The following is a 22,282-nucleotide window of genomic DNA, read 5'->3' as shown; positions in this document are numbered from 1 at the left end:
GCCACGCATGGAAATTCGCGTTTCGGCTGCCTACTCACAGCCGTGCGGCGCATGATGCGCCGCATGGGTGTTGCCGGATGCCTCAGGCGCGGCTGCGGTACTCGTTCGTACGCGTGTCGATTTCGATCTTGTCGCCGATGTTGCAGAACAGCGGCACCTGGAGTTCGAAGCCGGTGTTCAGCTTGGCGGTCTTCAGGACCTTGCCCGACGACGTGTCGCCCTTGACAGCCGGTTCCGTGTACGTGATTTCGCGCACGAGGACCGTCGGCAGTTCGACCGAGATCGCCTTCTCGTTGTAGAACACGACTTCGCAAGCCATGCCGTCTTCGAGGTAGTTGAGGGCGTCGCCCATCATCTCGCCTTCGACTTCGTACTGGTTGTAGTCGGCGTCCATGAACACGTACATCGGGTCAGCGAAGTACGAGTACGTCACTTCCTTGCGTTCGAGGACCACGACGTCGAACTTGTCGTCGGCCTTGTAGACCGTTTCCATGCCTGCGCCGGTCAGCAGATTCTTGAACTTCATCTTCACGACAGCCGAGTTACGACCCGACTTGTTGTACTCGGCCTTCTGCACGACCATGGCGTCGTTGCCGATCATGACGACGTTGCCGACGCGGAGTTCCTGTGCGGTCTTCATAAAAAACTGTCCTGTCCAGATTAAATAGCTTTGAGTGTGCGCGACGGCAAACGTCGCAAGCGATTCGCGTTAGCCGCGCGCTCCCTGCTTTCAGGGAGCGGCGGTGGGTTCGATGCGGTGAACCCGCTGGGAGTCCCGCAGTGAATCACACAGTAAATACCGCTCGGAACCCGATTCCGAAACGCTTGAGACGACTGCCGTCGGGTAACCGCTTATTTTAACTGACTTTTTGCGAATTCGGCTAGATTTCCGCCGAGATCGCCGGCCTGCGCCAGCTCGTGCGCCCACGCCTGCGCGCGCGCCCTGTAGACGGGCAAATGCCGGGCAAAATCGTTCCAGTTCGCGCGCGCCGCGTTCGATTCGGCGGCGGCGTGGCCGTCTTGCGCGCAGTTGCCGTTCCATGCGTGCCAGAACTGTTCGAGCGCGCGCCGCGGCGCTTCGTCGAGTGTGCTGGCGTAGTGTTCGAGCGCGGCGTCCAGCTTGGGCAGATGGGCGTCGTCGCCCTGGGGATAGATGTGCCAGACGAACGGGCGCGCGGCCCATTGCGCGCGCACGAACGAATCCTCACCGCGCACGAAGTTCAGGTCGCTGGCCCACAGCAGCGCGTCGTAGCCGCGTTGCTCCGTAAAGGCGAGTCCGTGCGCGGTCAGCGCGCCGCGCTCGGCGCGCATGCCCGCGCCAAACGATTCCACGCCGAAAAAGCGCGCCAGCGCTCCGGAGATACGCCCTTGCGGCACCAGCAGGACGATAGGCGTGGGGCTGTCGCGCCATTGTTCGAGCAACGCGTCCACGGCGGGATTCTCGTAGGCGAACAGGGAAATCACGGTGGCCTCGGGCGCGGGCGGCGGGCCGCCCGTGACGCTTTGCCACCAGGCGTCGCGCGCTTGCGGAGACGCTTCGAACGCCGCGCGCGCGGCGTCCAGATCGCGCTCCTTGAGCACGCCTCCCGTGCCCTTGCCGAGTCCGGGGAAGAAGAAGTGCTTGAGCAGCGGATAACGCGGGTGCGGCGAGGGGCGCAAATGGAAGTCGGCCACCCAGTCTTCGGCGCTCAGATATTCGAGGTTGAACCACACCGGCTTGCGTTCGCGCCGGGCCATCGCGGCGATATAGATGGGCGGCAGTTCGCAGGCGAACGCCTCGATCACCACATCGGCGATCCGCAGCGTCTCGCCCGCATGGGTGGGCTCGTGCCAGTGCTCGATCACGACGCCTTCGACGCTTTGTGTCGCACGCTGCGCATCGAGCGTGGGACACAGGCGCTGGAACGACGCGAGATCGTCGACGAACAGGCGCACCTCCCAGTCGTGCTCGTGCGCGAGCTGGCGCGCGAGACGCCAGCACACGCCGATATCGCCGAAATTGTCGATCACAGCGCAGAACAGGTCGCAGGCGATGCGCGTCGATGTTGCGTCGGCGGGTTGGGGGGGGCGTGAGTCGTGGGGCATGGTAGCGAATGAGCGCAGGGGCGCGAGGGCGTGGAAGGCGGAGTCGTCGGCAGCGGTTCCTGCGTCGCCGGTGTGCCGGTCGGCGCACCGGCGGGCGGATTCGGGGCCGCACGGAATGATCTAAACTTGCGATTCTAGGACACCGGCATGACGGCGTCGCGAAGGCGGCCGGCTTGCCTCATCAAGCCTCACATAGCCCCACTGGATGACCGCTTCCACCGAACCCGACGTTTTCGACCCGAAAGAGGTGCTCGCGCAGTTGCCGCATCTGCCCGGCGTCTATCGCTATTACGATGCGCAGAACGCGGTGCTCTACGTGGGCAAGGCGCGCGATCTGAAGAAGCGCGTGTCGAGCTACTTCACCAAAACGCAGCTTTCGCCGCGCATCGCCATGATGGTCACGCGCATCGCGCGCATCGAAACCACGGTGACGCGTTCGGAAGCCGAGGCGCTGCTGCTCGAAAACAACCTCATCAAGGCACTCGCTCCGCGCTACAACATCCTGTTTCGCGACGACAAGTCCTATCCGTTTCTCAAGCTCACCGGCCACAAGTTTCCGCGCATGGCCTACTACCGCGGCGCGGTCGATCGCGGTAACCAGTACTTCGGCCCGTTCCCCAGCGCCTACGCGGTGCGCGAGAGCATTCATATCCTGCAGCGCGTGTTCCAGTTGCGCACCTGCGAGGATTCGGTGTTCAACAACCGTACGCGGCCCTGTCTGCTGCATCAGATCGCGCGTTGCTCGGCGCCTTGCGTGGGGGCGATCAGCCAGGAAGACTATGCGCGCGATGTGAGCAACGCGTCGCGCTTCCTGCTCGGCCGTCAGGGCGAGGTGATGAAGGAGCTGGAGACCAAGATGCACGCGTTCGCCGCCGAGCTGAAGTTCGAGCAGGCCGCGTCGGTGCGCAACCAGATGAGTTCGCTCTCGACCGTGCTGCATCAGCAGGCGATCGAGACCGGCAGCGAGAGCGATGTCGATATCCTCGCCGTAGTGGCGCTGGGCGGGCGCGTCTGCGTGAATCTGGCGATGGTGCGCGGCGGCCGGCATCTGGGCGACAAGGCCTATTTCCCGGCTCACGTGGAACGGGCACTGACAGACGAGGAAGGCGGCGTGGCCGAGGAAATCGCCGAAGAGACGGTGGTCGCGGCGGCGGCGCTGAAATCGCTGCCCTCGCTTGCGCGCAAGGCGCTGGTGGCGGGCGCGGCCGCTCACGCGCAGGCCGGCGACGCTGGGGACGCAGGCGCGCACGCCGCGGAGCAGCCCGATCCGCTCGCCATCGCTGCCGATCTTGAGGAGGAAAGCGGTGAGGAGGAAGGCGGCGAGGAGGGCGATGTGCTCGACGCTCAAGACGCCGAACAAGAGGTGGCCGCCGCGCCGAAGCCGTCCACGCGCAGGCCGCGTGCGGCCGGCATCGAATCCGAAGTGCTCGACGCCTTCATCGCCCAGCATTACTTCGGCAATCGCGTGCCGCCGGTGCTGGTGGTGAGCCATCCGCCCGCGAACCGCGAACTCGTCGAGGTGCTGTCAGAGCAGGCTGGCCATAAGGTCGCGGTGCTGCGCCAGCCGCAGGGGCAAAAACGCGCGTGGCTGGCGATGGCCGAGCAGAACGCGCGGCTCGCGCTCGCACGCCTGCTGTCCGAACAAGGCTCGCAGCAGGCGCGCACGCGCACGCTCGCGCAACTGCTCGGGCTCGAACTCGACGACCTCGCCCATCTGCGCATCGAGTGCTTCGACATCAGCCACACGATGGGCGAGGCGACCCAGGCGTCGTGCGTGGTCTATCACCATCACAAGATGCAGTCGAGCGAGTACCGGCGCTACAACATCACGGGCATCACGGGCGGCGACGACTACGCCGCCATGCGCCAGGTGCTCACGCGCCGCTACGAGAAGATGGTCGCGCAATCGGCACGCAACGAAACCGACGAGGCGCAGACGCTGCAGTCCGCATCAGGCGAGGCCGCCGGACCGGGCGCGTCGCCCGAGGGCGCGGAGCCGATCGCCGCGGGCGGCTTGCTGCCCAATATCGTGCTGATCGACGGCGGCAAAGGACAGGTCGCGATCGCGCGGCAGGTCTTCGAGGAACTGGGACTCGACCCTGCGATGCTGGTGGGCGTGGCGAAGGGCGAGGGGCGCAAGGTTGGCCTCGAAACCCTTGTATTCGCCGATGGCCGCGCGCCGCTCGAACTCGGCAAGGAGAGTGCGGCGCTGATGCTGGTCGCGCAGATCCGCGACGAGGCGCACCGTTTCGCGATCACGGGCATGCGCGCCAAACGCGGCAAGACGCGCCAGACCTCGCGCCTGGAAGAGCTCGAAGGCGTGGGGGCGAAGCGGCGTCAGCGCCTGCTCGCTCGCTTCGGCGGCTTGCGCGGCGTGATGGCCGCAAGCGTCGAGGATCTGGCGAGCGTCGAAGGCATTTCCCGCGCGCTTGCAGAACAGATCTACCAGCAACTCCATTGATGCCCCGCGCCCTGCCACGGCTGCATGAGGCTTGCCGCCTGACGTTTGCGCCTTACGTTTGCTTGTAGCAGGTGCAGCGAAGCGGCACAATTGCATCTCCCATAATTGCAATACCCCCTGACAGACTGCGCCGCCCGATGCCGTTCAATATCCCGATTCTCCTGACGTGGCTGCGGATCGTGCTGATTCCGCTCGTGGTTGGCGTGTTCTATCTGCCGCAGACAATGCTGAGCCCGATGCAACAGAACAGTTCGGCGATGCTTATCTTTGTGCTGGCGGCGCTCACCGACTGGTTCGACGGCTTTCTCGCGCGCAAGTGGAACCAGACCTCGTCGTTCGGCGCGTTCCTCGATCCGGTCGCCGACAAGCTCATGGTGACCGCAGCGTTGCTCGTGCTGGTGCACCTGCAACGGCTCGACGCCGTGATCGCGCTGGTGATCGTGGGCCGCGAGATCGCGATTTCGGCGCTGCGTGAATGGATGGCGCAGATCGGCGCATCGAAGAGCGTGGCGGTGAACCAACTCGGCAAGTTCAAGACCGCGTGCCAGATGGTGGCGATCCCGATGCTGCTGTTCTACGCGCCGTTGACGATCGGCGGCTTCACCTTGTTCGACTCGCGGGTGTGGGGCACGTGGCTGATCTACGTGGCTGCCGTGCTGACGATCTGGTCGATGCTCTACTACATGAAGCTCGCGTGGCCGCAAATTCGCGAGCGGGGCAGCCTCTAGGGCTTGATGGAAGGGGCTTGCAGACGGTTGCATGGACGCCGTCGCGAAGCCCCAGCGAAACTTTTTTTAAAAAGTTCGCTCGAAGGTGTTGACAGGATTCTGCGGCTTATACATAATCTCACTTCTCCGCTGCACGACAAGCAGCAAACGAAGCAGATGCGGTGGAGATGGCCGAAGATAGCTGGCAAATCAACGGTAAAGCAGTAAATAAGCAGTAACCCATGCGGGAGTAGCTCAGTTGGTAGAGCGCAACCTTGCCAAGGTTGAGGTCGCGAGTTCGAGCCTCGTCTCCCGCTCCAAATTCAGGTGCAGCGTTTTGCAAAAATGTGAAACGAGGCGCCCGGCAGGACAAGTAGTACGGTAGGTTATGCGGGAGTAGCTCAGTTGGTAGAGCGCAACCTTGCCAAGGTTGAGGTCGCGAGTTCGAGCCTCGTCTCCCGCTCCACTTAGAAAGGGGAAGCAGTGCTTCCCCTTTTGTTTGGCGATGCCGAAAGGCCTTCGTATCAAACAGCCCGCTTCTGGCGCGATAGCAAAGCGGTTATGCAGCGGCCTGCAAAGCCGTTTAGGCCGGTTCGACTCCGGCTCGCGCCTCCAGGTAAGATAAGAAAAGCCACCTTCGGGTGGCTTTTCTTTTTTCTGCGATGGATTTCGTCGTCACGCGTCGGGGGTTCCACGCGTCGTGCGTGCAGGCACAATAGCCGGACATCCTCTTCCGGCCCTTCCCCATGCCCATCGAACTCCCCGAGGACGAACGCACGGCTGCGATCGCATCGATCCAGCGTTACTTCGAAGCCAACATGGAAGAGCCGATCGGCAACATCGCCGCGGGCGGCTTGCTGGCCTTTTTTCTCGAAGAGATCGGGCCGGCCGTGTACAACCGCGCGATTGCCGAGGCGCAGGAGCGCATGCAGGCCCGCATCGTCGAACTCGATATCGATCTGCACGAAGAACCGTTCCAGTACTGGCGCAAGTTCGAAACGCCGCGGCGGCGCAAGTGACGCTACCGGTAGCGCTGTGCGGGGTTCAAGCCCTGCACGCTGCAAGGCATAATCAGCCTTTCAGCAAGCTTTGACGGATATCACATGACTGAGCAGTTCACCGCCGTGCCTTCGGCGACTTCGCCCGCTTTGCCGACAGCGCAACTCGACTGGCAGTGGAGTGCATTCGACGCGCTCAACGCGCGCGATGTCTACGCCATGCTCGAACTGCGTTCGGCCGTGTTCGTGGTGGAACAGAACTGCGTGTATGGCGATATCGACGGTCTCGACGCCGACGCATGGCATCTGTTCGCCTGGGGCGAGCGCGATGGCGTGCGCGAGCTGGCGGGCTATCTGCGCGTGCTGCTGCCCGACGCGAACGATGCCGATGTGCGCATCGGCCGGGTGGTGACATCGCCGGATTTTCGCGGCATCAAGCTCGGCAATGGCCTGCTCGAACGCGCGATCGGCCATATTGCCCAGCAGTGGCCCGGCGTGCCGATGCGGCTCCATGCCCAGGCGCATCTGCAGAAGTTCTACGGAGCGTTCGGCTTCAAGCCGGTCTCGGATATTCATGATGAAGACGGCATTGCGCACGTCTGGATGAGATCCGAATAAAGCGGTTCAGCCGTGCTGCGCGGCGCCCGAAGCGCCACGCGGCGTACGCACGGGCCGCTCGCGCTGGAGCCGTCCCCGCGCCGATAGCCGCATCCAGTGACGCAGCGCGATCAGCGCGCCGACCACGCTCATCATCGATCCCGGAATCCACAGCAACAGGCCGCCGATCTGCTGGTCGCGCATGGGCGAGAGCCAGGTGAATGCGCGTCCGCAGATCGAATAGACCGGATAAAGCTCGCGTGGCGTGAAGAAGATGAACGCGCCCAGAATGATCTGCGGCGGGATCGCGGCGATCACCACCAGCACGCGTTTGCCGGGCGCGAGGCGCGCGGGCGGCGCGGGCCGCGGATCGAGCACGAGCCACCAGAACAGCAGCCCGTCGATCACCATGCTCCAGTTCATGACGCGATAGAGTCGCCAGTCGAGCATCGCGATGAAATGGATCGGCGAGAGCAGCCAGAAGTAGATCAGCCCGACGAATAGCGTGACGGCCACGACTGGATGCATGACGATATCGAGCGCAATACGCACCGGTCGTGCGGCAAGCGCGGGCCGCACGAAGCGCTGGCGCCACGCGAACGGGATGCCGGCGCGCAAGGCCGCGCCCGGATAGGCGAGTGCAATAAAGAACGGCCCGAGGTGATGCAGCACGAGGTGCTGCGCGCGGTGCATGAAGAACTCGTGCTCGAAGAAATAATCGAGCCGTGTATGCAGCGCGACGTAGAGCGCGCCCAGGCCAAACCAGAACGAAATCTGCCGCGCCAGCGAGACCCGCGCGTGGCGTTTGCCGCGCGCGAAAAGGATCGCCGCCAAGGCGATGGCGATGAGGACCGTCGGCGACGGTTCCCAGGGATCGAGCCAGTAGAGCGGGTCCATCGCGGGGTTATCTCGGGTTCATCGAGAATTTCGTAGCGTGATTACTGCTGCCACGGCCGCTTCAACGCAAACGGCGTATCGAGCGCGGCGCCCGCCGCCTGCGCCGACGGCATCCACGCAGCAAACGTGCAGGCGAGGGTGAACGTGACGGCGAAGGGCATCGGGTTCGTGGTCATGGCGGTTACTGTGACGGTCGGGGCGGTCAGGCCGAAGCGTCGATCACGCGCCGCACGTCGTGCGCGATGGCGTCCGGCGTATCCTTGTCGGTGGCGAGCAGGCGCGCGCGGCCCTGTGCGTCGAACACGTAGACCGCCGAGCTATGGGTGACTTCATAGCTGCCGTCCGGGTCGCGCTCTTCCATCTGATAAGCCACGCGATAGCGCTTCGCGAGCGACTCCACCTGGGCGTCGCTGCCGGTCAGCCCAAGCGCGTGCCGCGCATCGAACGCGCCTACGTAGCCATGCAGCGCCGCAGGCGTGTCGCGCGCTGGATCGACGCTGATGAAAAGAATGCGCACGTGCTGCGCGTCGGGGCCGAGTTTTGCTAGCACCTGCATCAGACGCGCCATCGTTTCCGGACAGACATCCGGGCAATGCGTGTAGCCGAAATATACGAGCGTGGTCTCGCCGCGCAGATCCTTTGCGCTCATGGGCTGGCCGTTGTCGGCGGTCAGCGCGAAGTCGAGGTCGGGGAGATGGCCGCTGACGTTCGTGAGCTGCCAGGGCGCGCCGGGTTGCGAGCAGGCGGCAAGCAGCACGGCCCCCGCAAGCGCCGCGCCGACGCCCGTGCGGCGTCCAGGACGAATCAAACTGAGGGCGGGCAACAAGGCGAAGGGCGAAAACAAAGGCTGTCTCGACGGCTCGAATGGCGTTCTGCACGGCGCGGCTGGCTGCGGCATGTCGATGGACTGTAGCAAAATTGACCATTCGCGGTTGCAGGCGGGCTGTTATGGCCGGATTTCGGGGCCCTTAGGCTCCCATCAGGCGGAGCCGCTCCAGCCGCAGGTGTTGGAGCCAAAACACGACAAAACCTGCAGCAAACGGCTGGAAACGACGCTTAAAGCAGCCCGTCAGGCCCGTTTTCTCGAAAATTGAAGTGATGCGCGGTAAGATGCGCTCACTTTGCCCGGCATGGACTCACCCGCCGGACGCTTACCCGGCCAGTGCGCCGAGGGACGACACGAACGCGATGCAACAACCTCCGCAACATCCTTCGCAAGACCTTCCGGATCAATTGCCGTTCGACCGGACGGCGTTTTTCTTCGACTTCGACGGCACCCTTGTCGACCTCGCGCCCACGCCCGACGGCGTGCTGGTGCAGCCCGACATGCTGGCGCTGCTCGCTGCGCTGCGGCGCGCGACGCACGGCGCGGTGGCGATCGTCTCTGGCCGCGGCATCGACAGCATCGACACGTTCCTCGGCATGCCGGATCTGCCGATCGCGGGCCTGCATGGCGCCGAGCGCCGCGACGCCAATGGCGACACCCAGCGCGTGGGCTTCAACGACGAGCGCTTGCTGCACATGGAGCAGGTGCTTGCCGACGTGGTGCGCACCCATCCAGGCATGCTGCTGGAGATCAAGGGCGCCGCGCTCGCGTTGCATTACCGTAATGCGCCGGAGCACGAAAACACCGCGCGCGCGGCCACCGAAAAGCTCGCCGCCGAATTCGCCGCGGCCTACGTGTTGCAGCCCGGCAAGATGGTCTACGAGATCAAGCCGAAGGACGTCGACAAGGGCCGCGCGCTGCGCGCCTTCCTGAACGAGCCGCCGTTCGCGGGCCGTGCACCGGTGTTCGCCGGCGACGACCTCACCGATGAAAAAGGCTTTGTCGTGGTCAACGAAAAGGGCGGGCTGTCGATCAAGGTCGGCGGCGGCGAGACCGTCGCGAAAACGCGTGTCGATTCGGTCCAGGCGCTGCTTGCATGGCTCGCGTCGCTGCGCGCCTGATGTCCTCACGAACGGCTGCAAGCCTGATTCGCGCCCGTATCCGCATCGCCGGCACGGGCACGTTCTGTTTCACCCCAGCACGGAACCTGTAACTCATGAGCCGACTCATCATCGTGTCGAACCGGGTCGCGCCCATTTCCGAAGGCGGTCCGGCCGCCGGCGGTCTAGCGGTCGGCGTGTACGACGCGCTCAAGGAAACCGGCGGCATGTGGTTCGGCTGGAGCGGCGAGGTGCTCTCCTCGGGCGCGCCGCAGATCCAGCTCGAAGAGCGCGGCCCGGTCACCTTCGCGACCATCGGTCTGCTGCGCCGCGATTACGACCAGTACTACCGTGGCTTTTCGAACGCCACGCTGTGGCCCGCGTTCCACTATCGCGCCGATCTGCTCCAGTACGACCGCCACGAATACGAAGGCTATTGCCGCGTGAATGCGTGGCTCGCGCAGCAACTCGTGCCGCTGCTGCAAGACGACGACGTCATCTGGGTCCACGACTATCACCTGATTCCGTTCGCCCAGGCACTGCGCGCGGCGGGCGTGAAAAACCGCATCGGCTTTTTCCTGCACATTCCGTTTCCGGCCTCGCAGGTGTTGCTGGCGGTGCCGCCGCATCGCGAGCTGGTCGACGCGCTGTGTTCGTTCGACCTGCTCGGCTTCCAGACCAAGCCGGACGTGCGCGCGTTCTGCGATTACATCGTCAACGAGGCGGGCGGCACGGTCGAAAAGTGCGAGGACGGGCACACGCGCATCAAGGCTTTCGGCAAGACGCTTTACGCAAACGACTATCCGATCGGGGTCTATCCCGACGAAGTCGCGGAACTGGCCAAGGCGGGCGAGCGCGGCAAGCCGGTGCGCACGCTCAAGTCCACGCTGCATGGCCGCAAGGTCATCATGAGCGTGGACCGGCTGGATTATTCGAAGGGTCTCGTCGAGCGGTTTCGGGCCTTCGAACGCCTGCTCGAACATTCGACTGCGCAGCGCAACAAGGTGTCGTTCGTGCAGATCGCGCCGCCCACGCGTGCCGATCTGCACGCGTATCAGGACATCCGTTTGCGACTGGAAGCGGAGTCGGGCCGCATCAACGGCCGCTTCGCCGAGCTCGACTGGACGCCAATCTGGTACATCCATCGCCAGTACGAACGGGCGGTGCTGGCGGCGCTGTTCCGCGCTTCGCACGTCGGCTATGTCACGCCGCTGCGTGACGGCATGAACCTGGTGGCAAAGGAATATGTGTCCGCGCAGGATCCGGAAAATCCAGGCGTGCTGGTGCTCTCGCGTTTCGCGGGGGCGGCGCAGGAGTTGTCGGGCGCGCTGATTGTCAATCCGCTCGACATCGATGGCATGGCCGATGCGCTGGCCACGGCGCTGGCGATGCCGCTCGCGGAACGGCTCGCACGCTACAACGACATGATGGTGCAGTTACGCGAGAACAATGTCTCGGTGTGGCGCGACCGTTTCATGCGCGACCTGACAGGGCTGACCGCATCCCCCTGAAGGACCTGCCGCGCCGGGCTGCAAAAGAAAAAGCCGCTTCAATTCGAAGCGGCTTTTTTACATCTGCGTGCCGGGAAGGGCGCGGGCGTCAGGCGACGTGTTTTTCGTCGCTTTTCTTGTTGCCCAGATGCAGCGTGGAGTGCTTGCCGTACTGCTTGGCGAGCAGGTCGCGGTAGAGGCCCGGACGATTGCGCAGCTCTTCCGGGCTGCCGTCGTCGATGACCTTGCCCGCGCTCATCACGATGATGCGGTCGAAGTTGTTCAGCGTCGACAAGCGGTGCGCGATGGCGATCACGGTGCGGCCCACCATCAGCCGGTCGAGCGCCTGCTGGATCGCTTCTTCCGAAGCGCTGTCGAGCGCCGAGGTGGCTTCGTCGAGCAGCAGGATCGGCGCGTTCTTGAGAATCGCGCGCGCAATCGCGATGCGCTGACGCTGGCCGCCGGAGAGCTTCACGCCGCGGTCGCCCACGATCGTGTCGTAGCCTTCGGGCATGGCTTCGATGAAGTCGGCGCAGCGCGCCTCGCGGGCCGCCGCGATGACTTCCTCGCGGCTCGCCTCGGGACGGCCGTAGGCGATGTTCTCGTAGATCGAGCGGTGCAGCAGCGAGATATCCTGCGGCACCAGCGCAATCGTATGGCGCAGGCTGTCCTGCGTGACATGAGCGATGTTTTGCCCGTCGATCTTGATCGCGCCGCCCTGGGTCTCGTAGAAGCGCTGCAGCAGCGCGAGCACCGTGGTCTTGCCCGCGCCCGACTTGCCGATCAGGCCCACGCGCTGGCCCGCCTTGATGCTCAGGTCGAAGTGATCGAGGATCGGCTTGCGGTGCGGATAGGCGAAGGTCACGCCTTCGAAATCCACGCGGCCGCCTTGCGCCACCAGTTCGGTCGCATCGTTGCGGTCGGGCATGCCGTGCGGCTCCAGCAGCGTCTGCACGGCTTCGGCCAGCCGCGCGACGTGCTGCGTCACGTCCACCAGCGCCACGGCGAGGTCGCGCGTGCCGTGCAGGATCGTGAAGCCGAGCGAGCTCACCAGCACGATGTCGCCCGAAGTGGCCTTGCCTTCGTTCCAGAGCCACAGCGCCCAGCCCAGCAGGCCGGCCGAGAGCATCGCCGTGATGACGGCGTGCAGCAGGCGCAGCTTTTCCAGATAAAGCAGGCTCTGGCGGCGTGCGTCGAGTTCGGCCTTGACGGTCGCCCCAAAGCGCTTTTGCTCGCGCAACGTCATGCCGAAGGCGCGCACCAGCGCCATATTGCCGATCACGTCGACGAGTTCGCCATCCACGGCCGCCGCTTTCGAGGCGAACGTATGGTGGCGCGCCGAGCCGCGGCCGGCCAGCTTGAAGAGAATGATCGACAGAATCGCCGAGCACAGCAGCAGGCCCGCCGCCATCAGCGGATTGACCGCGGTGATCATGACGATGGCGCCCGCCACCGCGATACACGGCGGCAGCACGTTCCAGGCGGTGGTGTTTTCGGCGGTATAGACGGCGTTCGAGGTTGCGGTGATCCGGCTCGCAAGCGTGCCGGGCTGTTTCTCCGCGTAATAGGTGGGCGAATGCCCGCTCAGGTACTGGAAGAGGTCGCGTCTCAGGTCGCCGGTCACGGCAACGAAGGTGTGGGCGGCGAACCAGCCGCCGACCCGCCAGAGCAGGTTATCGGCGGCAATCAGGCCAACGAGGATGGCGAACGCAGTCCATAACGGGCCGGGATGGTGGCGGCCCGCGCCGAGCACGTCGATCAGATGCTTGATCGCGTACTGCGAAGCGAGTGCGCAGCCAACAGCCGCAAAGACGCTCGCCAGCACGACAGCATGAGCGAACGGATGGCGCTTGATGTAGCGGAAAAGGAACGCGAGCGGATGCCGCGCATAGCTCGCGAGCTTTGCGTTGTGGGCATTACGCTGGGCGATAGTCAGATGTTCCAATTGATCGGTGGTCGGTCTGACGGAGCTACGTCCGTGCAAGGTAGTAAAAGAAGAGGAAAGGCGCCAGCGGCAAACCTTGGTGGATCCCCGCATTGTAAACACGCGTGGCGCATGACGCATCGCTTGTGCCCGGCGGGAGGCGAATCTTATCGCGAGCAGGGGACGGAGCGTGCGCCTTCGGGACAGCATGTCGCGCCAAAGGTTCAGCAAGTTTTCAGGGCGCTTTTAGAGATACAATTACGGATTGCATTCAGGAAAGCCGTGTGCTTGTCCATCTGGCACTTTGTCCTGGTGCATCCGTTGTTGCAATCCGCGTGACGACGTGGCCGGTTGTGATGCAAATCGCGGCCCGCCTTCTGAAAAACGTACCCCCAATTTAGAACTGTCTTTGAAAACAGTGGGTTGCGGAGTGTTTCCGGTTTGTAACAACGTAAAGACTTTGAAATGTTCTAGCCGGTACTGGGTGCAAACCCGGATAATGCCGTCTCGAATAGCGTAGGGAATTTGACAGCTTGTATGTCAACGACCGCGAACCCTGCGCGTTTACCGCCTGAGCCGCCGCATGTGTCTTTCCAACCTTCACAACTGCGTCGGATTCTGTGTGCCGGGCTGCCGGCGCGGTTAGCGGTACGGAACGCCTGGTGAGGCGCGCGGCAAGGATGCCGCAGCACGCAAGGTCGATTGTCAAATTTGTAGCACTTAGCCCGATTTATTACGAGGAAGGAGTTCACCACTATGCGAATCGCTCAAATCGCTCCGTTGCACGAGGCGGTTCCTCCCAAGCTTTACGGCGGCACGGAACGGGTGGTCTCCTACCTGACCGAAGCGCTGGTCGAACAGGGTCACGACGTCACGCTGTTCGCAAGCGGCGATTCGATCACCTCGGCAAAGCTCGAAGCGTTCTGGCCGCAGGCTCTGCGTCTGGACCCGACGATCCGCGATGTGATGGCTCCGCATATGCTGCTGCTCGAAGAAGTCCGCCGCCGCGCCGACGAATTCGACGTGCTGCATTTCCACATCGATTACTACCCGTTCTCGCTGTTCCAGCGTCAGGAAGTGCCGTTCGTCACCACGATGCACGGCCGTCTCGACCTGCCGGAACTGCAGCCCATCTTCAACGCGTTTAGCGACGTGCCGGTTGTGTCGATCTCGGACAACCAGCGCCTGCCGCTGCAGCAAGCCAACTGGCAACAGACCGTCTACCACGGCCTGCCGGAAGACGTGCTCACGCCGATCCCCAACGTCGAACCGGGCTATCTCGCTTTCCTCGGCCGCGTTTCGCCGGAGAAGGGCCTTGACCGCGCGATCCGCATCGCCGGTCAGGCAGGCATGAAGCTCAAGGTCGCCGCCAAGATCGACAAGGCCGACCGCGCCTACTACGAAGAAGTCATCAAGCCGCTGATGGCGCTGCCGCACGTCGAGTACATCGGCGAAATCGGCGAAGCCGAAAAGCGCGAGTTCCTCGGCAACGCGCACGCGCTGGTGTTCCCGATCGACTGGCCGGAGCCCTTCGGTCTCGTCATGATCGAAGCCATGGCTTGCGGTACGCCGGTGATCGCGTTCAAGCGCGGCTCGGTGCCGGAAGTGATCGAAAACGGCGTGTCGGGCTTTGTCGTCGAAGACGAAATCAGCGCAGTCGCGGCGCTCAAGCGCCTGTCGACGCTGCCGCGCGAGAAAGTTCGCGCCGCGTTCGAAGCGCGTTTCTCGTCGAAGGTGATGGCGCGCAACTACGTCGCCGTGTACGAAGAGATGCTGCGTCAGAAGCGCCGTACCGTGCTGCGCGAAGTCAACGCCAGCTAAGTCGCATGTTCCTGGGCGCGCCTGAGCGCGTCCAGCGTCACACCAACGCCCCCGTGCCCGCGCACCGGGGCGTTGTCGTATCTGCGCTACCTCAGAACGGGTTCACTGCGCGGCGTGTCGTCTGCGCCCGCAAGCATGAGGAGCGCGGGCAATGTCCCTATAATGGCCGTTCCGCGCATTTCGCGGCTAGCTCATGAAATCAGCGCAAGACCACAGCGACAGCTTTGCATGGGACCCGAGCAGGGGGCTGAAGCCCCAACTCGGCCCGACACAGGAGAAAGTTTTGGCGAGAACCCGACCCACGCGCGCCGCCACCGTTCCCGGTGCCGGGACGCTGTTCGCGCTGCGCGCGATCGGGCTGATCATTCTCGCGCGCTGGCTGCACTCGATGGGGGAGATGAGCCACTTCGTAACCGCGCTTGAGGCGATGGCCTCGTCGCCGGTGGCGTGCCTCAATATCGTCTTTCTGTTTCTGCTGATTGTGCTCCCCGGCGCGAAGGCGCGCGTCGAGCGGCCGTTCCATCCGCTGCCCCAATGGCTGCGTCAGGCACTGAGATTCTTCGGGCTGCTCGGCTGCCTGTTCGCGCTCTGGTCGATTGGTGCGTTCGTCTGGTTCGCCGGCTGGCGCAGCGCCGTGCATGCGGTCGCCCAGACCAATGGCTGGCTGGTGGTGGCGCCCGCGCTCTATGCCGCGGTCGTGTGGATCTGCCGCCCGCGTGCGCTCTGGCGGACCAATATTGCGGCGCGGCGCTTTGCGATTGGCCGATACGCGGTGTCGATCGAGGCGGCTACGCGCACGACCATCGTCTGGCTGGAAAGTCGCAAGCTCGGGCAATACGATGCGCGCGAGTTGTCGGTGCGCTGGCCGCAGGCCGCGCAGAGTCAGTCGGTGGCGCATCATCCTGTTGCCGCGGCGCCGGTCGTGCCGCCCGAAACCGAAAGCGCAACCGCAACCGCTGCGGTTGCCGATGCGACCGCAGCAATCGCATCGCCTGCTCCCGGCACGAGTCTCGTCCCCGTTGTGCCCGCACGTGCGCAAGCGCACACGCAGACTCGCGAACGCCGTCCGAAAATCGAATTGCTGTGGGATTCGCCGGCGGCGGCTGGCCACAACCGTCAAACCGTCTTCCGTGTGCGTCTTGCGAGCGTGAGCGACCGCGAGGCGGCCCGTGCACTCGACAACGCGTTGAGCCAGGCGTAGTGCGCTGTATCCGGTCGGCTTGAGCGACCGGGTCTATCCAGATTTCAGGCTGCACCGCTTCACGAGTTTGCATTGCGCCTGGCGCATGCTTGCCGATCCCGTCGTCAACCGAAGGAGTCGCGATGCTCATACGCTGGTTGCTTGCCGCCATTCATCTGCTGGCCTTCGGCTTCGCGCTCGCCTCGATCTTGAGGCGCACGCGCGGGCTGCGCCGCTGCACCTCCACCGAAGACCTGCCGATGATCTTCCGCGCCGACAATGGTTGGGGCGGCTCGGCGGTCGTGCTGATCCTGACCGGCGCGGCGCGCGCGTTCGGCGGGTTCGAGAAGGGCGCCGACTACTATCTGCACGAGCCGCTTTTTCACGTGAAGATGGCCGCGCTCGTGCTGATCCTGTTGCTGGAGATCGCGCCGATGCGAGCGCTGATGCGCTGGCGCGCGGCGGTGAGCCGCGGCGATGTGCCGGATCTGACTTCGGCGCCAAAGTACGCGCGTATCGGCCTATGGCAGACGGTGCTGATCGTGGTGATGGTGTTCGCGGCGACGGGCATGGCGCGCGGGATTGGCGTGGAGACGGTGGGGTAGTAAAGAGGGGGCAGCCACAGCAATGAAAAAAGCCCCGTTGCTTGCGCAACGGGGCTTTTTATCTTCGGTGCTTGTCTTTACCAACACCAGAATCCTGGTGGGTAGTACTGGGATCGAACCAGTGACCCCTGCCGTGTGAAGGCAGTGCTCTACCGCTGAGCTAACCACCCGAAGAGATTGAAATTATGCCGGGCATTTTCAATCTTGTAAAGCCCTTTTTTAAGTATTTTGCGTAGTCGCTGCAATTTCTTCTGCGGGCGCCGGTTGGGTGCGCCAGACCGAGGTGCCCTTGACCGCCTTATCGAGTCCATCGAGCAGCGCCTCGTGTGCGCTTAGCTCGTCCGCGCTCGCGGCGATCACGGGGAGCGCAAGTGTATCGAACTTCACGCGCGGCGTGGCAACGTCGCCTGCGGTGTCGGTGGTGCTCGACATATCGATCACGAGACTTTCCTGACCGCGCGTCATCGCCAGGTAGACCTCGGCGAGCAGTTCCGAGTCGAGCAGTGCGCCGTGCAGCGTACGGTGCGCATTGCTGATGCCAAAGCGGTCGCACAGCGCGTCGAGCGAATTGCGCTTGCCGGGGAACATCTGCTTGGCCTGCACCAGCGTGTCGATCACTTCGCCGCAATGCTTGAGCAGGCCAGGCTTGCCGAGCAGCGCGAGTTCGGCGTCGAGAAAGCCGATATCGAACGGTGCATTGTGGATGATGAGATCCGCGCCGGCGATGAAGTCGAGGATCTCGTCGGCGACCTCGGCGAACTTGGGTTTGTCCGAAAGGAACTCGGTGGTCAGGCCGTGGACCGCGAGCGCGCCCGGATCGCTGTCGCGTTCCGGGTTCACGTAGAAGTGCAGATTGTTGCCGGTCAAGCGGCGGTTGAGCAATTCGACGCAGCCGATTTCAATGATGCGGTCGCCCGTGCGGGGATTCAGGCCGGTGGTTTCGGTGTCGAGGATGATCTGGCGCATGGCGTGTATCGGATGTTTCGGGCGTGATGCTATCAAGCGTGATTCGTGAAGAGGCGCGGACGATGCGTGCGGCTCAGCGTTCGTTGAGCGTGGCGACGCCGCGGTTGGCGAGCGCGTCGGCGCGTTCGTTCTCCGGGTGGCCGGCATGGCCCTTGACCCAGCGCCATTCCACCTGATGCTGCGCGACCAGCGCGTCCAGACGCTTCCACAGATCGTCGTTCTTGACGGGCGTTTTCGCGGCCGTCATCCAGTTCTTCTTCTTCCAGCCGTGAATCCACTCGCTGATGCCTTTCTGCACGTATTGCGAGTCGGTGTGCACAATCACCTTGCACGGGCGCTTGAGCGCTTCGAGCGCGGCTATCACGCCCATCAGTTCCATGCGGTTATTGGTCGTGCCTTGCTCGCCGCCGAACAGTTCTTTTTCCTGCGTGCCAAAGCGCAGCAACGCGCCCCAGCCGCCCGGACCGGGGTTGCCCTTGCAGGCGCCGTCGGAGAAGATTTCGACGAAATCGGGTGTGCTCATGAGTCCTTGTTGCGTGTAGGGGAGGGCGTGGTGGCGGCGGCCTTCAGGCTTGGCGCCAGCACGGGTTTCTTGACCTTCAGCGGCCCGACGAGGCGCATGCCGCGCACGCGCTTGATCGCCGTCACCATATAGACCGCGCCGAAGATCGCCCACCAGCGGTCGCCGGCGGCCTCCATGAATTCATAACGGCCCAGCCACTTGTCGGTGGAAAGTGGCGGGCGGTAGCAGCCAAAACGGCCGCGTTCGAGCTCGAAGCCAAGCAGCTTGATCCAGTCCTTCAGTCGCGTGAACGCGATCAGATCCTGGCGCGCGGGCAGGAACGGATGCCCCGTGAGCTTGCCCGCCGATTGCCGCGCGCCCCACAGCGACAGCGAATTGAAGCCGACGATCACGAGCTGGCCTTCGGGCATCAGCACGCGCTCGGCTTCGCGCAACAGACGATGCGGGTCGCTGGTGAATTCAAGCGTGTGCGGCATCACGATCAGATCGACGCTCTGCGCTTCGAATGGCAGATCGAGATAGTCGCACCAGAGCGCGCTTCGGCCATCCGGCGTATGCAAGGCCGGCGCGCGGGGTGGTTCGGCGCTGGGCACGGTGAAAGGCGCACTGGCCGCACTGGCGGCATCGAGCACCAGACCGCGATACGTCATGCGGTTTTCGCGCAGCGCGTCGAGCTGCGGCAGGCCGAGCTGCAGCGCATGGTAGCCGAATACGTTCGACACCATGCGGTCGAGCTGCTCCTGCTCCCAGCCGAGCACATACCTTCCAGCCGGCGAAGCGGACCAGGCGGGCCAGTCTATAATCAATCGGTCAGACATGTCGAAGAATACGTCGCCCCATGAATAGTCCGCTTGAGCAGGCCAGCCACGCCACCGCAGTGGCCGCCGCACTCGAATACGTACCGGTTCCGGCTTTCGAAGATAACTACATCTGGGTCGTGTCGGACGGCCGCAATGCGGTGGCCGTCGATCCGGGCGACGCCGCGCCGGTTCGCGCATATCTGGCGAAGCGAGGCTGGCGGCTCGCCGCTATTTTACTCACCCATCACCACAACGACCATGTTGGCGGAGTCGCCGATCTCCTTTCGGACGAACGCGTGCCGGTCTACGGCCCGCTCGGCGAGGCGCTCGGCGCGGCCGACGCCTTCGTCACGCGGCTCAAGGGCGGCGATGCGGTGCATCTGGACGCGCCCGCGCTCGATTTCAAGGTGATGGACGTGCCGGGTCACACGCGCGGCCACATCGCTTATTTTCAGGACGCAGGGAGTATCGGTGCCGCCGGCACGCCGCATCTGTTCTGCGGCGACACGCTGTTCGCCTGCGGCTGCGGGCGGCTGTTCGAAGGCACGCCCGCGCAGATGCTGGCGTCGCTCGACTCGCTCGCGGCGCTGCCGGGCGCGACCCAGGTGCACTGCGCGCACGAGTACACGCTCTCGAATATCCGCTTCGCACTGGCCTGCGATCCGGGTAATGCCGCGCTGCGCGACTGGAGCCAGAAAGCGGCCGGACTGCGCGAACGCGGCGTGCCGACCTTGCCGACCACGATCGCGCACGAACGTGCGGTGAACCCGTTCCTGCGCGCCGACGACCCCGCGGTACAGGCAAATCTCGCTGAAGCGCTCCATGAAACGGTGTCGGACCGGCTGACCGCTTTCACGCTGATGCGCGAGTGGAAAAACCGCTTCCGCTAACCCGTAAAAGCACGTGGGTATGCTCAACCCAAACGTATGGAACGTCGTCCAAGCTGCGGATTTTCATGGTTTTTTCCCAATTAATCCGATTGACGGAAACGTGTGCGTTACGTACTATCGGCTGCAAATTCCAGCCATTGCAAGTTGACGTTCATGCGATTTATCCTAAGCGCGCTGCTGGTCCTGATGCTCGCCGCCTGTGCGAGCGGGGGACCGAACGCGAATTCAGCCAGTTCCCTTTCTCCCGCCGATCCGCAGGCCCGCGCCGACGCCATCCGCAAGACCTCCGCCGCGAAAGAAACAATTAACGTCGATCAAGGTTCGGTCGATCAGCTCACGAGCGCGGATGCCGACCTGTGGGGCCGCATTCGCCGCGGCTTCCAGATGCCCGATCTGCAAAGCGATCTCGTCGATATGAATGCGCAGTGGTACGCGCAGCGTCCCGACTACGTCGCGCGCATGACCGAGCGTTCGCAAAAATATCTGTACCACATCGTCGAAGAGCTCGAAGCGCGCCATATGCCGACCGAGCTGGCGCTGCTGCCGTTCATCGAATCGGCGTATAACCCGCAGGCGCTGTCGGTGGCGAAGGCCGCCGGCATGTGGCAGTTCGTGCCGGGCACCGGCAAGACCTACAACCTCAAGCAGAACATGTGGCAGGACGAGCGCCGCGACGTGCTGGCCTCCACCAGCGCCGCGCTCGATTACCTCTCGCGCCTGCACGACATGTTCGGCGACTGGTATCTGGCGCTGGCCGCTTACAACTGGGGCGAGGGTAACGTGCAGCGCGCCATCGCGCGCAACCAGGCGGCCGGTCTGCCGACCGACTACCAGAGCCTGCGCATGCCCAACGAGACGCGCAATTACGTGCCGAAGCTCCAGGCGGTCAAGAACATCGTGATGAACCCGCAGCAGTTCGGTCTCACGCTGCCCAGCATCCCGAACCACCCATATTTCGTCACCGTCACCACCTCGCACGACATCGACGTGGACGTGGCCGCCAAGCTGGCGAACATGACGCCCGACGAGTTCCGCACGCTCAATCCGTCGTTCAAGAAGCCCGTGATTCTGGGCGCGACCGATCCGCAGATCCTGCTGCCGTTCGACAACGCCAGCGCCTTCGAGCGCAACCTGAAGTCATATTCGGGCAACCTGTCGTCGTGGACGGTGTACACCACCGACGCGCGCGCCACGCCCGCGGCGATCGCGCAGAAAATCGGCGTGGACGCTGACACGCTGATGTCGGTCAACAAGATTCCGGCGGGCATGCGCCTGAAGCCGGGCTCGACGCTCGTGGTGCCGCGCACCGACGATGCCGACGACGAAGATATCAGCGCAGACGTAGCCGAAAGCGCCGTGCTCGCGATGGAACCGGACGTGCCCGACACGCGCAAGATGCTGATCCGCGTGCGCCGCAAGCAGTCGATGGATGTGATCGCCAGTCGCTATGGCGTCTCGGTCGGCCAGCTCAAGGCCTGGAACAAGACGCGCCGCGACGCCGTGGCGCCGGGCCAGGTGCTCGTGCTGCACGTGCCGGTGGGCAAGGCGATGCCGAGCGAGCCGGGGCCGGAGCGTCTGGCAGCCAATGTCTCGGGCGGCGGCGTGGAGCGCATCGGTACGCGCGTCGCGGAGTCGGGTTCGAAGTCGCGTTATGATAAGAAACACGGTCGCGCGCGCGCGGAAGTCGTCAAGGTATCCGAGCCGGTCAAGGAAAAGTCCTCCAGCGCAGCGCCCAGCAAGGCGTCGAAGGGTGCGGCAAGCCGCCCGAAGGCCGAAACCCACACGCAGAAGCACAAGTCGTCCAAATAGCGGCTGGCTGAGGGTGCTCAGCCATGCGTTGCGGGGGCAACGCATGGGGTAGTTTCGCTCCGATCACTCAGGCTATTTCCACGCCGTCATCCCGCCGGGTGACGGCGTTTTCATTTGTGCGCGCGAAGCGGGCAGACGAAGAGCGGGCTGCGAGACGGTGCTGGCTGTCCCCAAATTGCCGCGCTACGGCATGGGTGAAGGGCGTCTATAGTGATGAAGGTCGCGTCGACGGTGGTTTGTCTGCCCGTCGCCGGTCTGCCCGTTGCCGCCATATTTCACTCGGTTGTCATCTCGAAATTTGGCGGTATAGGTGTTTTCACGCTATAATTTCAAGGTTTGAGCTTATCAACCCGCACCCTAGCGCCTACCTTCCCCCATCCGTTCATCCGCCGCCCGCGCTTTCTTGTTCAAGGCTGGCTGCCGCCCGATCGAGCGTCACAAACGCTTCATTCTGGCAGGCGCCTGACGCAGTCCACCGCGAGCCCCACGACACGGAATAGCCGCGCAAGGCGCGAGCCGCGCGCGCATCCCATCATGCCGATGAAGATGCCGACGCCGCAGCCGCGCCCAGGTCGCAAGATCGCAACGTCGGACAACAGGTCG

The 22,282-nt window shown here is 64.0% G+C and carries 20 protein-coding genes and 4 tRNA genes; 14 read left to right on the top strand and 10 right to left on the bottom strand.

The window, feature by feature from the left end:
• Positions 1-82: 82 nt before the first annotated feature.
• Positions 83-640, bottom strand: a complete 558-nt coding sequence (efp, locus tag F4827_RS00515) for an elongation factor P (RefSeq protein WP_183721019.1) — start codon at positions 638-640, stop codon at positions 83-85.
• 212 nt (positions 641-852) lie between these two features.
• A complete protein-coding gene (gene earP, locus F4827_RS00510; protein WP_183721022.1) occupies positions 853-2,085 on the bottom strand; it encodes an elongation factor P maturation arginine rhamnosyltransferase EarP in 1,233 nt (410 codons plus the stop codon).
• 205 nt (positions 2,086-2,290) lie between these two features.
• Between earP and uvrC the strand changes: the two genes are divergently transcribed.
• The 7 genes from uvrC (at position 2,291) to F4827_RS00475 (ending at position 6,869) form a co-directional block, all read left to right on the top strand.
• On the top strand, positions 2,291-4,546 hold the full coding sequence (gene uvrC, locus F4827_RS00505; protein WP_183721024.1) for an excinuclease ABC subunit UvrC: 2,256 nt from the start codon (positions 2,291-2,293) through the stop codon (positions 4,544-4,546).
• Between the two features lie 137 nt (positions 4,547-4,683).
• Positions 4,684-5,274: a CDP-diacylglycerol--glycerol-3-phosphate 3-phosphatidyltransferase gene (pgsA, locus tag F4827_RS00500; RefSeq protein ID WP_183721027.1), complete on the top strand. Its 591-nt coding sequence runs from the start codon at positions 4,684-4,686 to the stop codon at positions 5,272-5,274.
• Between the two features lie 223 nt (positions 5,275-5,497).
• Positions 5,498-5,573, top strand: a tRNA-Gly gene (locus F4827_RS00495).
• A gap of 70 nt (positions 5,574-5,643) precedes the next feature.
• Positions 5,644-5,719, top strand: a tRNA-Gly gene (locus F4827_RS00490).
• A gap of 75 nt (positions 5,720-5,794) precedes the next feature.
• Positions 5,795-5,868, top strand: a tRNA-Cys gene (locus F4827_RS00485).
• A 131-nt stretch (positions 5,869-5,999) separates the two neighbouring features.
• Positions 6,000-6,272 (top strand): DUF2164 domain-containing protein, encoded by a 273-nt coding sequence (locus F4827_RS00480; protein WP_183721030.1) that lies wholly within the window; start codon positions 6,000-6,002, stop codon positions 6,270-6,272.
• Between the two features lie 84 nt (positions 6,273-6,356).
• The gene (locus F4827_RS00475) at positions 6,357-6,869 is read left to right on the top strand and encodes a GNAT family N-acetyltransferase (protein WP_183721033.1); all 513 of its coding nucleotides are present in this window, start codon (positions 6,357-6,359) and stop codon (positions 6,867-6,869) included.
• A 6-nt stretch (positions 6,870-6,875) separates the two neighbouring features.
• Here the strand turns inward: F4827_RS00475 and F4827_RS00470 are convergent, their stop codons facing one another.
• Genes F4827_RS00470 through F4827_RS00465 form a run of 3 tightly spaced genes read right to left on the bottom strand, consistent with a single transcriptional unit; the run spans position 6,876 to position 8,643 of the window.
• Complete coding sequence (locus F4827_RS00470) at positions 6,876-7,745, bottom strand: cytochrome c oxidase assembly protein (RefSeq protein WP_183721036.1); 870 nt, start codon at positions 7,743-7,745, stop codon at positions 6,876-6,878.
• 41 nt (positions 7,746-7,786) lie between these two features.
• Positions 7,787-7,921, bottom strand: coding sequence for a hypothetical protein (locus F4827_RS35030; RefSeq protein WP_260174914.1), 135 nt, complete (start codon positions 7,919-7,921; stop codon positions 7,787-7,789).
• Positions 7,922-7,947: 26 nt separating this feature from the next.
• Positions 7,948-8,643: an SCO family protein gene (locus F4827_RS00465; protein WP_183721039.1), complete on the bottom strand. Its 696-nt coding sequence runs from the start codon at positions 8,641-8,643 to the stop codon at positions 7,948-7,950.
• Between the two features lie 290 nt (positions 8,644-8,933).
• Here F4827_RS00465 and otsB point away from each other — a divergent pair, with 290 nt between their 5' ends.
• Together otsB and otsA are read left to right on the top strand one after the other, a co-directional pair.
• Positions 8,934-9,692, top strand: a complete 759-nt coding sequence (otsB, locus tag F4827_RS00460; protein WP_183721042.1) for a trehalose-phosphatase — start codon at positions 8,934-8,936, stop codon at positions 9,690-9,692.
• A gap of 95 nt (positions 9,693-9,787) precedes the next feature.
• The gene (gene otsA, locus F4827_RS00455) at positions 9,788-11,182 is read left to right on the top strand and encodes an alpha,alpha-trehalose-phosphate synthase (UDP-forming) (RefSeq protein ID WP_183721045.1); all 1,395 of its coding nucleotides are present in this window, start codon (positions 9,788-9,790) and stop codon (positions 11,180-11,182) included.
• A gap of 88 nt (positions 11,183-11,270) precedes the next feature.
• On the opposite strand, the gene F4827_RS00450 is transcribed toward otsA, so the two are convergent.
• The gene (locus F4827_RS00450) at positions 11,271-13,106 is read right to left on the bottom strand and encodes an ABC transporter ATP-binding protein (protein ID WP_183721048.1); all 1,836 of its coding nucleotides are present in this window, start codon (positions 13,104-13,106) and stop codon (positions 11,271-11,273) included.
• 735 nt (positions 13,107-13,841) lie between these two features.
• Between F4827_RS00450 and F4827_RS00445 the strand changes: the two genes are divergently transcribed.
• From F4827_RS00445 to F4827_RS00435, 3 genes are all read left to right on the top strand, one after another.
• A complete protein-coding gene (locus tag F4827_RS00445) occupies positions 13,842-14,906 on the top strand; it encodes a glycosyltransferase family 4 protein (RefSeq protein WP_167059081.1) in 1,065 nt (354 codons plus the stop codon).
• Between the two features lie 283 nt (positions 14,907-15,189).
• Positions 15,190-16,107: a hypothetical protein gene (locus F4827_RS00440; protein WP_183721051.1), complete on the top strand. Its 918-nt coding sequence runs from the start codon at positions 15,190-15,192 to the stop codon at positions 16,105-16,107.
• A 122-nt stretch (positions 16,108-16,229) separates the two neighbouring features.
• The gene (locus tag F4827_RS00435) at positions 16,230-16,691 is read left to right on the top strand and encodes a DUF2214 family protein (protein WP_183721054.1); all 462 of its coding nucleotides are present in this window, start codon (positions 16,230-16,232) and stop codon (positions 16,689-16,691) included.
• A 95-nt stretch (positions 16,692-16,786) separates the two neighbouring features.
• On the opposite strand, the gene F4827_RS00430 is transcribed toward F4827_RS00435, so the two are convergent.
• From F4827_RS00430 to F4827_RS00415, 4 genes are all read right to left on the bottom strand, one after another.
• Positions 16,787-16,861 (bottom strand) — tRNA-Val (locus F4827_RS00430).
• Positions 16,862-16,910: 49 nt separating this feature from the next.
• Positions 16,911-17,657, bottom strand: coding sequence for a DNA polymerase III subunit epsilon (gene dnaQ, locus F4827_RS00425; RefSeq protein WP_183721057.1), 747 nt, complete (start codon positions 17,655-17,657; stop codon positions 16,911-16,913).
• A gap of 73 nt (positions 17,658-17,730) precedes the next feature.
• Positions 17,731-18,180: a ribonuclease HI gene (gene rnhA / locus F4827_RS00420; protein WP_183721060.1), complete on the bottom strand. Its 450-nt coding sequence runs from the start codon at positions 18,178-18,180 to the stop codon at positions 17,731-17,733.
• Positions 18,177-18,998 carry a class I SAM-dependent methyltransferase gene (locus F4827_RS00415; RefSeq protein WP_183721064.1) on the bottom strand — a complete coding sequence of 274 codons (822 nt, stop codon included), beginning with the start codon at positions 18,996-18,998 and terminating at the stop codon, positions 18,177-18,179. Before F4827_RS00415 ends, rnhA begins: the two co-directional genes overlap by 4 nt.
• Before the next feature lie 20 nt (positions 18,999-19,018).
• Here F4827_RS00415 and gloB point away from each other — a divergent pair, with 20 nt between their 5' ends.
• Together gloB and F4827_RS00405 are read left to right on the top strand one after the other, a co-directional pair.
• A complete protein-coding gene (gene gloB, locus F4827_RS00410; RefSeq protein ID WP_183721067.1) occupies positions 19,019-19,870 on the top strand; it encodes a hydroxyacylglutathione hydrolase in 852 nt (283 codons plus the stop codon).
• A 153-nt stretch (positions 19,871-20,023) separates the two neighbouring features.
• Positions 20,024-21,679, top strand: a complete 1,656-nt coding sequence (locus F4827_RS00405; protein WP_183721070.1) for a transglycosylase SLT domain-containing protein — start codon at positions 20,024-20,026, stop codon at positions 21,677-21,679.
• The last annotated feature ends 603 nt before the right edge of the window (positions 21,680-22,282 follow it).

This window comes from Paraburkholderia bannensis (genome assembly GCF_014200455.1).
GTDB lineage: Bacteria > Pseudomonadota > Gammaproteobacteria > Burkholderiales > Burkholderiaceae > Paraburkholderia > Paraburkholderia bannensis_A.
Note: the sequence above shows the minus strand (reverse complement) of the source record. Positions and strands in the feature narration are given on the sequence as shown.

Bases quoted from the DNA above. Each gene is read 5' to 3' on its own strand.
- gloB (WP_183721067.1), top strand. From the start codon at position 19,019: ATGAATAGTCCGCTTGAGCAGGCCAGCCACGCCACCGCAGTGGCCGCC.
- F4827_RS00480 (WP_183721030.1), top strand. From the start codon at position 6,000: ATGCCCATCGAACTCCCCGAGGACGAACGCACGGCTGCGATCGCATCG.
- F4827_RS00475 (WP_183721033.1), top strand. From the start codon at position 6,357: ATGACTGAGCAGTTCACCGCCGTGCCTTCGGCGACTTCGCCCGCTTTG.
- dnaQ (WP_183721057.1), bottom strand. From the start codon at position 17,657: ATGCGCCAGATCATCCTCGACACCGAAACCACCGGCCTGAATCCCCGC.
- F4827_RS00470 (WP_183721036.1), bottom strand. From the start codon at position 7,745: ATGGACCCGCTCTACTGGCTCGATCCCTGGGAACCGTCGCCGACGGTC.
- F4827_RS00435 (WP_183721054.1), top strand. From the start codon at position 16,230: ATGCTCATACGCTGGTTGCTTGCCGCCATTCATCTGCTGGCCTTCGGC.
- pgsA (WP_183721027.1), top strand. From the start codon at position 4,684: ATGCCGTTCAATATCCCGATTCTCCTGACGTGGCTGCGGATCGTGCTG.
- F4827_RS00445 (WP_167059081.1), top strand. From the start codon at position 13,842: ATGCGAATCGCTCAAATCGCTCCGTTGCACGAGGCGGTTCCTCCCAAG.
- earP (WP_183721022.1), bottom strand. From the start codon at position 2,085: ATGCCCCACGACTCACGCCCCCCCCAACCCGCCGACGCAACATCGACG.
- otsA (WP_183721045.1), top strand. From the start codon at position 9,788: ATGAGCCGACTCATCATCGTGTCGAACCGGGTCGCGCCCATTTCCGAA.
- F4827_RS00415 (WP_183721064.1), bottom strand. From the start codon at position 18,998: ATGTCTGACCGATTGATTATAGACTGGCCCGCCTGGTCCGCTTCGCCG.
- efp (WP_183721019.1), bottom strand. From the start codon at position 640: ATGAAGACCGCACAGGAACTCCGCGTCGGCAACGTCGTCATGATCGGC.
- F4827_RS35030 (WP_260174914.1), bottom strand. From the start codon at position 7,921: ATGACCACGAACCCGATGCCCTTCGCCGTCACGTTCACCCTCGCCTGC.
- otsB (WP_183721042.1), top strand. From the start codon at position 8,934: ATGCAACAACCTCCGCAACATCCTTCGCAAGACCTTCCGGATCAATTG.
- F4827_RS00405 (WP_183721070.1), top strand. From the start codon at position 20,024: ATGCGATTTATCCTAAGCGCGCTGCTGGTCCTGATGCTCGCCGCCTGT.
- F4827_RS00465 (WP_183721039.1), bottom strand. From the start codon at position 8,643: ATGCCGCAGCCAGCCGCGCCGTGCAGAACGCCATTCGAGCCGTCGAGA.
- rnhA (WP_183721060.1), bottom strand. From the start codon at position 18,180: ATGAGCACACCCGATTTCGTCGAAATCTTCTCCGACGGCGCCTGCAAG.
- uvrC (WP_183721024.1), top strand. From the start codon at position 2,291: ATGACCGCTTCCACCGAACCCGACGTTTTCGACCCGAAAGAGGTGCTC.